The 12,967-nt window shown below is 67.6% G+C and carries 12 protein-coding genes; 3 read left to right on the plus strand and 9 right to left on the minus strand.

The window, feature by feature from the left end:
• Nucleotides 1-31 precede the first annotated feature (31 nt).
• Nucleotides 32-1,642: an ABC transporter substrate-binding protein gene (locus E8M01_RS33430; RefSeq protein ID WP_136964120.1), complete on the minus strand. Its 1,611-nt coding sequence runs from the start codon at nt 1,640-1,642 to the stop codon at nt 32-34.
• A gap of 335 nt (nt 1,643-1,977) precedes the next feature.
• On the opposite strand from E8M01_RS33430, the gene E8M01_RS33435 reads away from it, so the two are divergent.
• Nucleotides 1,978-3,210, plus strand: a complete 1,233-nt coding sequence (locus E8M01_RS33435) for an MFS transporter (RefSeq protein WP_136964121.1) — start codon at nt 1,978-1,980, stop codon at nt 3,208-3,210.
• Nucleotides 3,211-3,322: 112 nt separating this feature from the next.
• Here E8M01_RS33435 and E8M01_RS33440 read toward each other — a convergent pair whose 3' ends face one another.
• The 4 genes from E8M01_RS33440 to E8M01_RS33455 all read right to left on the minus strand — a co-directional run bounded on the left by E8M01_RS33440 (nt 3,323) and on the right by E8M01_RS33455 (nt 7,233).
• Nucleotides 3,323-4,003, minus strand: coding sequence for a DUF2848 domain-containing protein (locus E8M01_RS33440; RefSeq protein WP_136964122.1), 681 nt, complete (start codon nt 4,001-4,003; stop codon nt 3,323-3,325).
• Nucleotides 4,004-4,237: 234 nt separating this feature from the next.
• On the minus strand, nt 4,238-5,740 hold the full coding sequence (locus E8M01_RS33445; protein WP_136964123.1) for a tripartite tricarboxylate transporter permease: 1,503 nt from the start codon (nt 5,738-5,740) through the stop codon (nt 4,238-4,240).
• Between the two features lie 3 nt (nt 5,741-5,743).
• A complete protein-coding gene (locus E8M01_RS33450; RefSeq protein WP_170182183.1) occupies nt 5,744-6,208 on the minus strand; it encodes a tripartite tricarboxylate transporter TctB family protein in 465 nt (154 codons plus the stop codon).
• Between the two features lie 35 nt (nt 6,209-6,243).
• Complete coding sequence (locus tag E8M01_RS33455) at nt 6,244-7,233, minus strand: tripartite tricarboxylate transporter substrate binding protein (RefSeq protein ID WP_136964125.1); 990 nt, start codon at nt 7,231-7,233, stop codon at nt 6,244-6,246.
• Between the two features lie 229 nt (nt 7,234-7,462).
• Between E8M01_RS33455 and E8M01_RS33460 the strand changes: the two genes are divergently transcribed.
• The gene (locus E8M01_RS33460) at nt 7,463-7,918 is read left to right on the plus strand and encodes a cupin domain-containing protein (RefSeq protein ID WP_136964126.1); all 456 of its coding nucleotides are present in this window, start codon (nt 7,463-7,465) and stop codon (nt 7,916-7,918) included.
• Nucleotides 7,919-8,050: 132 nt separating this feature from the next.
• Here E8M01_RS33460 and E8M01_RS33465 read toward each other — a convergent pair whose 3' ends face one another.
• From E8M01_RS33465 to E8M01_RS33480, 4 genes are all read right to left on the minus strand, one after another.
• Nucleotides 8,051-9,031 carry an IS110 family RNA-guided transposase gene (locus E8M01_RS33465; RefSeq protein ID WP_136964127.1) on the minus strand — a complete coding sequence of 327 codons (981 nt, stop codon included), beginning with the start codon at nt 9,029-9,031 and terminating at the stop codon, nt 8,051-8,053.
• A gap of 401 nt (nt 9,032-9,432) precedes the next feature.
• Nucleotides 9,433-9,714, minus strand: coding sequence for a DUF2798 domain-containing protein (locus tag E8M01_RS33470; protein ID WP_246088523.1), 282 nt, complete (start codon nt 9,712-9,714; stop codon nt 9,433-9,435).
• 188 nt (nt 9,715-9,902) lie between these two features.
• Nucleotides 9,903-10,802, minus strand: a complete 900-nt coding sequence (locus tag E8M01_RS33475; protein WP_136964128.1) for a DMT family transporter — start codon at nt 10,800-10,802, stop codon at nt 9,903-9,905.
• A gap of 77 nt (nt 10,803-10,879) precedes the next feature.
• A complete protein-coding gene (locus tag E8M01_RS33480; protein WP_136964129.1) occupies nt 10,880-12,130 on the minus strand; it encodes a flavin-dependent oxidoreductase in 1,251 nt (416 codons plus the stop codon).
• Between the two features lie 256 nt (nt 12,131-12,386).
• Between E8M01_RS33480 and E8M01_RS33485 the strand changes: the two genes are divergently transcribed.
• Nucleotides 12,387-12,953: a hypothetical protein gene (locus E8M01_RS33485; RefSeq protein ID WP_136964130.1), complete on the plus strand. Its 567-nt coding sequence runs from the start codon at nt 12,387-12,389 to the stop codon at nt 12,951-12,953.
• The last annotated feature ends 14 nt before the right edge of the window (nt 12,954-12,967 follow it).

Here is a 12,967-nt window from a genome sequence, read left to right on the forward strand (position 1 = left end):
ATGACCCGGATCCGGGACTGCGTCACTCCGCTCACCCCAATGTCACGCCGGCAAAATTGTCATGGATGCCGGTCGCCGAGGTGATGACGTTTTTCAGCCTTTTGTCGGTGATCGTCGGGAAGGCGAGTTCCAACAGCCAGATCACCGGCATCTCGTCGACCAGGATCTTCTGCACCTCGCTGAAGGCCGCCTGCCGATCCTCCGCCTTGGCCGACTGGCGGGCCTTCAGGAAGGCCGCGTCGACCTTCGGATTGGAATAGCCCATGGTGTTGGTGAAGGTGATCTTCTGGATGTTCGACGAGACATAGGTGCGCTCGACCCCAATGGTCGGATCGCCCCACTGGTAGACGAAATTGACCGTCAGGTCGTAGTCCCACTCGCCGACCCGGCGCGCCCAGGTGGCGGCATCCACGGCTTCCGCATTCAGCTTGACGCCGATCTGGCCGAAGGCCTGGCGGATATATTCGCCGAGCCGGTTCCAGATCTCGCCGTAAGGCAGCGTCATGAAGCGCAGTTCGAAGCGCGTGCCGTCGGCCTTGCGCGGCAGGCCGGCCTCGTCGAGCAGCTTGTTCGCCTCGGCGACGCTGAACGCCGGCAGCCGGACCGAGGCGTCGTGGAACTTGGTCGACGAGCAGATCGGGCTGGTCGCCACCTTGCCGACACCGAACCACAGCCGGTTCAGGATGAAGTTGCGGTCGATCGCCATCGACAGCGCCCGCCGCACTTTCGGGTTGTCGAGCGGCTTCACCCGGTTGTTGATGTCGATCCAGGACAGGGGCGCGAACAGCTCCCAGCCGTTGATCGCGACCTCCAGATTGGGCAGGCCGCGGAAGCGCGGCACGTCGAAGGCCTCGATGTCGTTGAAGGCGGCCATCTGCACCTGGCCCGACTGCAGCGCGACGCCGCGCAGGTTGGAATCGGGAATGATGCGATAGACGATCTCGTCGAGCGTCGGTTTGCCCGGCTGCCAATATTTGTCGAACTTGACGAAGCGGATGAAATTGCCGCGCTGCCATTCGCCGAAGCGGAACGGGCCGGTCCCGACCGGGTTCTGGTTCGCCGGATTGTTGCGGACGTCGGTGCCCTCATAGAGGTGTTTCGGCAGCATCGGCAGCGTGGTCGCGTCGAAATTCAGGATGAACGGCTCGAACGGCGTCTTCAGCTTGATGACGACGGTGGCCGGATCCTTGGCGACGGCGCTTTCGATATTGGCGAGGGTGGCGCGCAGGCGCGGGTTCACCTCCGGATGCAGCTTGGTGAGGTTGAACACCACGTCGTCGGCCGAGAACGGCTTGCCGTCATGCCAGGTTACGCCGGTCTGCAGGTTGAACGTATAGGTCAGGTCATCGGACCCGACCTCCCAGGACTTGGCCAGCGCCGGCCGCGCGCCGAGCCGCGGCGAATAGGACAAAAGACCTTCGAACAGCTTGCTGCCGACGATCAGCGTCGGGCCCTGGTTGTTGATACCCGGCACGGCGATCGGCGGCTCGGGCGTGATCATCGTGTTGAGCACCTTGCGGCCCTGCGCCAGGGCTTCGGGGCACAGGAAGGTGGAAGGCAGCGCCGAGGCCAAGCCGCCCGCGGCGGTCAGCTTGATGAGCGAGCGGCGGCTCAGCCGCCGGTATGTTTGATCCACAGCCATAAAGTTCCCCTGTCGGTGCCGTTCGCCCGTGCAGCCGTTAGCCGGCCACTTGGCCCGAGTATGGGCGGCTGCCGCCAATCGTGCCAAGCGATAAAAGCAGGCAGCGCGTGATGCGCTACACGGCAAAGGCGCAAGGGCCCGCCGGCAGGGCCGGCCCGGTTCAATCGCGGGCTGCGCCGCGCGCCCGACGACGCCGTCGATCGGCTTGCCCGTCGCGGCGCCGGCGATCGCTGCGCCCGGCGGGATCGCGGCTCGCAGCGGCCCGAGGACGCTGAGCAGCCGCGCTTTTTCTCAGGGTTGTAAGCCCCTGCCCGCTCAAGCAATTTTGACGGGAAATGCCGAGTCCGCCCGTCCCGACAAACCCCGCCACCACCCGCGTCGCTGGTCTCCTTGCCATCACCCAGGTGTTCGGCTGGGGCACGACCTATTACCTGCCCTCGACCATGGCCGGCCCGCTCACCGCCGAGCTCGGCTTGACCGGCGAAGGCATTTTTGCCGGCATTTCGGTCATGCTGCTGGTCAGCGCCGTGGTCGCGCCGCGGCTCGGGCGGGTCATCGACCGCCATGGCGCGCACTGGCCAATGGTGGCCGGCTCGCTCCTGATGGCCATCGCCCTGGTCATCCTGTCGCGCGCCACCGGCCTGGTCAGTTATCTCGCCGCCTGGGTGGTGATCGGCATCGGCACGCCCTTGTCGCTGACCCAGGCCGCGACCGCAGCGCTCGCCCAGCTCGACCGCCAGCGCGCCCGCCAGTCGATCGGCCTGCTGATGCTGATGGGCGGCCTGTCCTCGACCGTGTTCTGGCCGCTGACCGCCTGGCTCAACACCAGCATCGGCTGGCGCGACACCTGCCTCCTGTTCGCGCTCGCCCAACTCGTCGTCTGCCTGCCGATCCACGCCTTCGGCCTGCGCGTCTCCAATGGCCGCAACCACGCCGATAGCGTGCCCGGCGAACCGGCGACAGCCGCCCTGTCCTTGACCCCGGCCGACCGGCGCAAGGCCTTCATCCTGATGGCGGCCGGCTTCTCGCTGACCGGCTTCGTCTCCTGGGGCCTGCCGCTACATGTCATCGGCATTCTCGAAGGTTATGGCCATTCCGCGGCCTTCGCGGTCGCCGCCGGCGCGCTGATGGGGCCGGCCCAGGTCTCGGCGCGGCTTGCCGAAATGACCTTCGGCAAACGCCACGGCATCCTCACCATTGGCGTGGTCTCGGCGGCGATCATGCCGGTCGCGGTCGCCTTGCCGGTGATCGGCAACGCTTCGCCGGCCATCGCCATCGGCTTCGTCGTCGGCTACGGCCTGGCCGCCGGCGCCATGACCATCGTGCGCAATGTCGCGCCGCTCGCCCTGTTCGGCTGGCAGACCTATGCCACCATGACCGGCTGGCTGTCGCTGCCGCAGAACATCGTCTTCGCCATTTCGCCGATGATCTTCGCCGCGCTGATCCGCCATTCCGGCCCGACCGCCGCACTGATCGTCGCCTTCGGCGCGGCGCTGGCCGCGCTCGGCGTGATGATCATGCTGGAGCGCCATTTCCGCCGGGCCACCGCCGGCGGACGGGCGGCCTGAAGCCGGTCCGATCGGTCGGCCGACCCCGCAGGCGGATTGCACCGACTGCTGGACCGGCCCGAAGAAACATTTCGATCCGACGCGGCGCGAACCCAAAAAGGGCTGACGCGCCTCAGCTGACGACGGGCAGATCCGCAATGTCATAGGCATGGCTGATCGCCCGGTTCAGCACGGGATCGATCAATTCCATCTCGAACCGCGCGGCCGGCCGGATGCCGCCGATGGCACCGAGCGTGCCGCCGAACATGACGGTCGCCGGCGGCAGCGTCGCGTGTCCCGTCCATTTGGCGATCAGGTCGGACGGCGGGCGGAGCGCCGAGAGCTTGCCCTCCTGATAGAGCACGCGGGCGCCGTCGATCACCGCATGCGACCGCAGGATCAGCTCGTCCCAATGGGCGGTCACCTCGTCGAGCTTCCATAAGGCCGTCGCGACCGGCTTGGCGCACATCTGCTTGGACAGGGCGATGCCGACGGTTTCGGCCTTGCGGTCGGTGTGATCGGAACCGACCGTCACCCACAGGCCGTCGGCGAGCGACACGATGACCGGCTCGATCTCGCCTGACGAATCGGGCCCGAGCACCTCGACCCGCGTCGCCTGGGTCAACAGCGCATTGGCGCCGCGATAGAACACCGGCACGGATGACGGCGGCGGCACGCCGATCGCCGCGAGCTCCTCGATATGGTGATGGATCGCCTTTTCGTCGCGCCCGGCCCAGCCGGCAATGACCAGGGTTTCCGGGGTGAAGGCGATATGGTCGAAACGGTCGGCCTGATGGCGTGTGAACGTCAGCATGAAAACGGGTCCTGTCGAAAGATGAGCAAGCGATAGCGGTTCAGGCGCGATGGCGCCAGCAGCCGATGGCTGGCGGAGGTTCGCGCGCGGGAAGGAGTTCCCCCTCTCCCGGCCTTCGGCCGACCTCTCCCCGCCGGGGCGAGGTGGGTCGGTGGTTCTCGTGCGATCCTCGAAGGACGACAACCTGCTCTGGGGGGTACTGGAGGCAGACCCTCTCGATATCCCGCCCCGCCCCTACCCCTCGACCGCTATCTCCTTGCGCTTGGCATTGATCCAGGGCACCAGCGCGGTCAGCAGCACGACCGCCGAGGCGATGATGAACACCGCCGAGATCGGCCGCTCCAGGAAGGTCATCCAGCTGCCGCGCGACAGGATCAGCGCCTTCCTGAGGTTGTTTTCCAGGAGCGGCCCGAGCACGAAACCGAGCACCAGCGGCGCCGGCTCGAAACCGAAGCGCGCGACCGCCCAGCCGACGACGCCGAAAGCGATCATCACATAGACGTCGAAGATATGGCCGGAGACCGAGAACACCCCGATGCAGCAGAGCAGCAGGATGATCGGGAACAGGATGCCATAGGGCACGCTCAGGCAACGCACCCACAGGCCGATCAGCGGCAGATTGAGGATCAGCAGCATGACATTGCCGACATACATGGAGGCGACCACGCCCCAGAACAGGTCGGGCCGCTGGCTGATCAGGGTTGGACCGATCGGCACGTTGTGGATGATCAGCGCGCCCATCAGCAGGGCCAGCACGGCATTGGGCGGGATGCCGAGCGTCAAGAGCGGAATGAAGGCCGAGCCGGCGGCCGCATTATTGGCGGCTTCAGGCGCCGCCACGCCCTCGATGGCGCCATGGCCGAAGCGCTCCGGCGTCTTCGAAATGCGCTTTTCCACGGCATAAGCGACAAAGGACGAGATCACCGCGCCGCCGCCGGGCAGGATGCCCAGCACGAAACCGATCACTGTGCCGCGCAGGATGGCGAAGCGGCTGGCCAGCCAGTCGGCCCGCTTCGGCATCAGGCCGGTCACCTTGCTCTGCACCAGGCTGCGGCTGGTGCCCTGTTCGAGGTTCTTCAGGATCTCGGCAACCCCGAACAGCCCCATCACGACCGGCACCAGGCCAACTCCGTCGATCAGTTCCAGCCGGTCGAAGGTCAGCCGCGGCAGGCCGGTGATCGAATCGAGGCCGGCGAGGCCGAGCACCAGGCCGATCGCCGCCATGATCAGCGATTTCAGCACCGAGGCCTGGGACAGATAGGCGATGAGGCAAAGGCCCAGCACCATCAGCGCGCAATATTCGGCCGGCCCGAAGGCCAGGGCCGCGGTCACCATGACCGGCGCCAGCAGGACGAGCCCGACCAGCGCGGCGGTGCCGGCAATGAACGAGCCGATGGCGGAAATGGCGAGCGCCGGGCCGGCCCGGCCCTGCTTGGCCATCTCATGGCCGTCGAGGCAGGTGACGACGGAAGCCGCCTCGCCTGGAATGCGCACCAGGATCGAGGTGGTCGAGCCGCCATACATCGAGCCGTAATAGATGCCGGCCAGCATGATCACCGCCGCGGTCGGCGGGATGGCGAGCGTCGCCGGCAGCAGCAGCGACATGGCGGCGATCGGGCCGATGCCCGGCAGAACCCCGACCAGCGTGCCGATGACCACGCCGGCGAGGCAGTAGAACAGGTTTTCCGGCGCGAGCGCGACCAGAAAGCCGGTTCCGAGCTGGCTCAGGAGATCCATGGCTCAACTCCCGGCCAAGATGCCGGCGAGCAGGCCGGGCGGCAAAGGGCTCGACAGGAGCCGGGCGAACACGAACCAGGACAGGACGGCGGTGCCGGCGCCGAGCCCGAGCGCGACCGGCCAGGCATAGCGGCCGACCACCACGAACAGGCCGGTGAGCAATGCGATGGTCGAGGGAATGAAGCCGAGCGGCTGGAACACCAGCGCATAAGCGAGCACGGCGGCGGCGGCGGCCAGCGCCAGCTGCCAGCGCCCCTCGCCCGCTGGCACCGGATCGGCCGGCGGCGCGGCAAGGCCGATCAGGCCAAGCGCCCCGGCGGCTGCGATCAGGATCACGCCGATCCACCAGAAGATGAAGCCGGAACCCGGATTGGCCGGCCGGCCGAGGCCGAGGTCCAGCCCCTCCCGCACCAGCAAGGCGCCGAGCGCGGCAGTGGCCGCCGCCGCCACGAGATCCGCAACGCGCATCGTGAGCACCATCCTGATCGTGTGCGGAACCGGCGTCAGCCGCGCAGGTTGAGGCCTTCGACCTGGCTCTTCATCTCGTCGAAGGTCTTGCGGACGAAGGCCTCGTAGGTTGCCGTGTCCATATAGTCGACCTCCTGGTCGAGCTGCGCCATGACGCGCAGGTGATCCGGGTCCTCGATGCCCTTCTTGAAGGCGTCGTGCAGGATCTTGACCACGCCCGGGTCCATGCCTTTCGGCCCGGCCAGGCCAAAGGGCGAGTTCGAGACGATGTCGATGCCGCTTTCCTGGAGGGTCGGAACGGTTGGCCAGGACTTCGTCCGGCTCTTGCCCCAGGTGCACAGGAGCCGGAGCTGCCCGCCATTGACCAGCGGCGCCCAGCCGCTGGAATCGGCCTGCACCATGACATGGCCGCCGAGCACCGCCGCATTGGTCTCGGCCGCGCCGCGAAACGGCACATGGGTCCACTTGATGTTCTCGCGCTTGGCGATCTCCATCATGGTGATGTGCAGCGAGGTGCCGGCGCCCGGCGTGCCATAGGTCACCTCGTCGGGCTTGGCGCGGGCGAACTCGATCAGGTCGCGCATGGTCTTGTGCGGGCTGTCGGCCCGGACCGTGACGCCGAAGCAATAACCGGCGACATGGACCACATAGCTGAAATCGGTCAGCGGGTTGAAGGTCACCCGCGTCATGTGCGGCAACCGGAACATGGTGATCGGCATCTGCGCCAGGGTATAGCCGTCGGGCTTGGCATTGGCCGCCATCTGCGCCGGCCCGAGGGTGCCGCCGGCGCCCGGCCGGTTCTCCACCACGATCCGCTCGCCGAGATGTTTTTGCGTCGCCTCGGCGAGCGCCCGGAACCCGACATCCGACGACCCGCCGGCCGTCCACGGCACGATCAGCGTCACCGGCCTCGCCGGGAAACGCGGCTGCGCCAGCACCGCCGGTGCCGCGGCGCCCGACAGCGCCAGGCCGGCCGACCCGGTCAATATCGTCCGTCGCGACGGAATCCAGACTTTCGTGGACATGGGGCGCTTCCTCCTCGATGCGCTGAAAACAAGCCAACGGTCTTGATGCCGTCCGGGCGGAGCTTTGGTCCGCATTTTTGACGAGTAGACAGTGCCGCCGGGCACTCTTCAAGTGCGGCAATCGCCGCGGCGCCCCGGCCGCCGCGCTAATCATAACGGCAGTCGCGGGTTGCCCGCGGACGGGCCTTGCGGTTTGATCCGGCCCGGACACATGCGAGGGGAGAATATCATGCAGCCGATGACCGCTGGGGTCACCAAGGCCGGCACCGGGATCGACGGGATCGTCTGGAACATCATGGGCCAGACCTATGTGCCGAAACAGCTGAGCGAGGGCTCGCTGTCATGGCACGCGACCTTCCCGCCGGGCACCTTCGTGCCGCCGCATATCCATCCGACCCAGGACGAGTTCATCTATATGCTCGAGGGCCGGCTCGACCTGGTGCTGGAAGGCCGGGATTTCGCCGCCACATCAGGCGACGTCATCCGGCTGCCGATGGGCCAGGCCCACGGCATTTTCAACAAGAGCGACCAGACGGTGAAATGTTTCTTCTGGGTCACCCCGACGCGCAAGCTCTACGACCTGTTCTGGGGCATCCATTCGCTGCCCGAGCAGACGCCCGAGGCGGTCGTCGCGATCTCGGCCAAGCATGAAGTGGTGTTCCTGCCGCCGCCTCCGGGGGCGTGAGCTGGTCGAAGCTCCGACACGGCTGGCCGATTCACGTCTGTTGCGAAAGCCGACCTCATCGGGATGCCGCCGACCTCCCCCCGGCGGGGGGAGGTCGGCGCTTTAGCGCCGGGAGAGCATCTGTGTTTCGGGTCAAGCCTGTTTTGGAGCGTGAGTGGCCCAAGTGCGGTCCTGAGCGATAAGGGTGTTGGCGAGGACGACGAGCTTTCGAGCCACGGCGATGAGGGCGCATTTGGGCTTCTTGCCCTTGGCGATCAGGCGGTCGTGGAAACTTTTCATGTCGACGTTGCAGCGCGTGGCCGAGAGCGCCGCCAGGTAGAGAACGCGGCGCACCCGGGAGCGTCCGCCCCAGATGACGCGGACGCCCTGTCGTTCACCCGAATCATCGGCGATCGGGGCTAGTCCCGCCAACAGGCTGATCTGTTTGATGTTGCAGGTCCCCAGCTCGGTCAGGGCGGCCACCAGGGTCGTGGCGACCGCCGGGCCGAACGAAGGGATCGAGATCAGAATGTCGTGGCGTCTGGCCAGGCATGGATCGGCCGCGATGCGTTTGGCGATCTCGCCGGCGATGGCTTCGATAGCCTTGGCGATCCGGGTGAGACGGTGAGCGAGATGGCGGATCAGGAACTTGTCGGTGACCGCGTGCCGCTGGTTCTTGAGGGCTGTCTGTTCGTCGACGGCCGCATCGCGGGCGCTGACCAACTCATTGAGCGCATCGAGGGCTTCCGGTGCCGGCGGTCGCTGGGCCGGGTTCATGGCCCGCGCGAACAGGGCCAACACGCGGGCATCGAGCCGGTCGGTCTTGGCCAAGGTGCCCGTGGCACGCGCGAACATGCGCACGCGATAAGGATCGACCACGGCAACCGGCACGCCCGAGGCATGCAGGCTTCGGCGAACCTGGCGGTGCCACTTGCCGGTCGCCTCGACCACGACCAGCGCCAGATCAAAGCGCTGAAGCCAGCGCTTCAACTGCCGGATGCCCAACTCGGCATTGGCAAAACGGTGGGTCTCCCCGCCGGGCAGAACGTGGATGTCGAGCCAGCTCTTGCTGACGTCGATTCCCACGGTAGACTTGCCTTCGGTCTCTTGTTTGGACGCTTCCTTGCCTTGCATACGGGACTTCCTCCCCAGCATCTGTTCAGGACAAGAGCCAGAGGACGGCCGGACCATGCTCTCCCGCGGTGCTGAGCCAAAGGGTGAAACGGTCCCGGACATCCGCGTCGAGGCCGGTGGCCACCGGCCTCGACGCACCTCTCAGCCTGCGCTGAGTCGGTCCCGCAAACATGCAAGGGGGAGGGAGTTGTGGTGCCCGTGCAAAGCAACGCCCGTTTCGCATGGCGCCCGTCGGTTGAGTGCTTTGCCCCCTCTCCCGCCCCATAACGTCGAGCGAACCCAAGATGTGTTCGCACGCGCTATGGGCCGAGCCCTCCCCGCCGGGAGAGGCGAAGGGCAGAGGTTCACGTGCAAGACCAAAAAAGGACGGACAACCCGAGTGCTCAGGTCGTCAGGCCCACTCAGGCTCTCGGCTGCTCGACCAGCGCGCCGACAATGCGCCGGACCAGCGGCAGCACCACCAGCAAGGTCGGGAAGGCGACCAGCCAGGACAGCGCCCAGGCGCCGGTCCAGCGCCCGAGGAATGGCCCCGACAGGCCGAGATTGAGTGCGGTCGAGATCGCCGAGACCACCGCGGTCATCAGGATCGACAGCACCAGCGGCATGACGATGCCGGCATAGCGCGGCGGCAATTTGCGTCGGACGCGGCGGCCGCCGGCATGGCTGAATTCAGATGTCATCATGAGAAGTTCCGTTCACAGGCTCGAGCCGCGCCGCGGCCCGGCGGGAGAACCCGGACGCGCCGCCCCAAGGCTCGAAGCCTCCTCAAGGGTTTGGCGCGTTGATTCTCGTGAACGCTTACGATCCCGCCTTTGGCCGGCGGAACGCCGCCCTCATAACCAGAGCGCGGCGGCGATGCAATCCTCGATCGCTATTGGCGCGCCTGCGAATAGGTCACCAGCGCGACGCCGGCGACGATCACCAGGGCGCCGAGCCAGGTCGCCAGCGGATAGCTTTCGCCCAGCATGACGGTGCCCGAAACGAGCCCGACCGCGGCCGCGACATAACCGATCTGGCTGAGATAGACCGGCCCGCCGACCTGCTGCAGGCGGAAGAACAGCGACAGCATCATGCCGGTCGAAAGGATCTGCGCCGCCAGCAATCCCGGCGTCGCAGCCAAGGAGGCAAGGCCGGCACTGCCCTCGCCGCTCAGGAAAACCGCCAGGAACAGCATCGCGGCGGCGGTGATATTGGTCGCCGCGGCCAGCGCCAGCGGATCGGCGCCGTCGGGCCAATGCAGCGTCCGGTAGATATTGCCGGCGGCCAGGAAGGCCGGGATCAGCAAGGCCAGCGCGACCCAGCCGAGCGCGGCCGGCTGGCCGACCCCGCCGCCATTGCGCGTGGCGATGATGATGAGCGCGCCGATGAGGCCGAGCGCGATGCCGGCGACCCCGGCGACATCCAGCCGGCGCATGCGCAGGAGCCGGGCGAGCGCCAGCGTCAGCACCGGCGACAGCGCCAGCATGACCGAGGTGAGACCGGCGCCAATGCGCGGGATGCAGAAGAAGATGATCAGGTTCGGGATGACGAAGGAGATCGGCGCGCTGATCAGGTAATAGCGCAGATGCAGCCGCGACGCCGGCAGCCGCCGGCCGGCGAGCAGCGCCCAGGCCAGCAGGAACAGGCTCGCGCCCGAGGTCATGGCAAAGACCCAGGAGGTCGGCGGCACGCCGGCCTCGCCCGCAAGCTTGCCGATCGGAAAGGTCGCACCGAGAAACAGCCCGGTCGCCACCAGCAGGACGGCGGCCTGGCGGGTCGCCGAGATCACCATCGCCGCATGGCCCCGGGCGGCGGCGCCCGCCGCGAGGTGCCGTTCGGCCCGGTCCGAAAACGCACTGCCGGCATGGATCAGGCGGCCTTGGCCCGGTTCACCTTGTCCTGGGTGAACCCGGCGGTCGAGGCATAACCCCTGACGATCGCCTTGCGCTCGTCGAAGGTCAGCACCTTGTCGATATCGGTGAAACCGTCGGGCGCGCGGGCTTCCACCGCGTCGATGACGCCTTCCGGCCCGCCGCTGCGATTCATCCGGACGATCTGGGCGGTGGCCGGCAGGCGTGCCTGCTCATAGGCCCACAAGGCCTGGACCGGATGGTCGGCCGAGACCAGCAGGTCGGCCAGGCAGCGCGCATCCAGAATGGCCTGCGAGGCGCCGTTCGAGCCGACCGGATACATCGGATGGGCGGCGTCGCCCAAGAGCGTCACCCGGCCATGGCTCCAGCGCGGCAGCGGATCGCGGTCGCACATCGGATATTCCCAGAACTCGATGGTCGCCTCGATCATCCGCTGGGCGTCGAGATAGGGGATCGAGAAGCGCTTGAGATAGGGCATGATGTCTTCGAACCGGCCGACCCGCGACCAGTCCTCGCGCCGCGGCGGCGGGCTCGAGCCGTCGCCGAGCTTGGCGGCGATCGCCCAATTGGTCAGCTTGCGGCCGGGCGACAGCCCCTCGGCGATCGGATAGATCACCAGCTTGGCGCTCATGCCGCCGGCGATCACCATCGAGCGTCCGGTCAGGAATTCCGGCCAGTCGAGCGCGCCGCGCCACAACATGATGCCGTTCCAGGCCGGCGGACCTTCATTGGGAAACAACCTGGCGCGAACCGTCGAGTGGATGCCGTCGGCTCCAACAAGTACGTCGCCGGTAGCGGTGTGGCGGTGCCGTCCCTCGCGATCGAAGAAATAGGCGGTGACGCCGGCCTCGTCCTCGCGCCATGACCCCAGCCGGTGGCCGGTGAAGATCCGGCTTTCGCCCAGCCGCGAACGCACCGCCTGGTGGATCACCGTCTGCAGGCGGCCGCGATGGATCGAGAATTGCGGCACGTCGAAGCCGGCCTCGAGCCCGCGCGGCTCGCGCCAGACCTCCTGGCCGAAGCGGTTGGTATAGATCAGCTCATGGGTGCGCACCGCCACCTCGTCGAGCCGGGGCAGCAGGCCGAGGCCGGCCAACTCCTTGATCGCATGCGGCAGCGTGTTGATGCCGACGCCCAGTTCGCGGACCTCGGACGCCTGTTCGTAGATCTCGCAGTCGATGCCGCGCTCGGTGAGCATCAAGGCGGTGGTGAGCCCGCCGATGCCGCCGCCGACGATGATGGCCTTCATGGATTTCACGCTCCCCAACGCGAAGGCAAGACGAGCCGCCACTATCACTATGCCAAGCCGGCCACGCAAGCCGGCGGCGGCCGAGATGTCCCGAGAATGACACGAAAATTCAGCTTCGGTTCAGCTGAGCTGCCGGAAGGTTAAGGCCAGCCGGATCGAGCAGGATCCGGACGTCGGCAAGCAGCGGCAGGAACCCGCACCTTGGGCCCGCGCCTTGAGCGCGCGCGGATCTGTGCCGCGCGATCAGGAGGACACCATGCGCAAGATCGGCTCACACCTTGGCATCGTCTTCGGCTCGCTCGCCATGGCGCTGGCGGCGACCGCGGCGGCTCCCGTCCGCGCCGCCGAACCACAAAACGAGCGCGTCGCACTGGCCCCCGTCGCCGGCCCGGCGACCCTGCCGATCGAGATGCGCCGCGGTGGCGGCCATCGCGGCGGCTTCCATCGCGGCGGCGGCTTCCATCGCGGCGGGTTTCATCGGGGTGGCGGCTTCCACCGCGGCGGCTGGGGCGGCCATCGTCACTTCGGCGGCGGTTGGGGCCATCGGCGTCACTTCGGCGGCGGCTGGGGCCGGCCCGCCTGGCACGGTCATCATTGGCGTCGCCACCATCACTGGCACCGCCCGGGCTGGGGCTGGCGCCGTCCCTGGGGACCGGCCTTTATCGGCGCGCCGATCGTCGCCGGCGGCTGGGGCTACGGGCCGGCCTGCCGGCGCGTGCTGCGCGTCAACGCCTGGGGCGAGCCCATGTGGGTGACCCGCTGCTGTCGCGTCGTCGTGACCTATGACGGTTTCCGCCAGCGGATCTGCCGGCGCGCCTGGTAAGCCCCCGGCCATGA

The sequence above is a fragment of the Phreatobacter stygius genome (assembly GCF_005144885.1).
Taxonomy (GTDB): domain Bacteria; phylum Pseudomonadota; class Alphaproteobacteria; order Rhizobiales; family Phreatobacteraceae; genus Phreatobacter; species Phreatobacter stygius.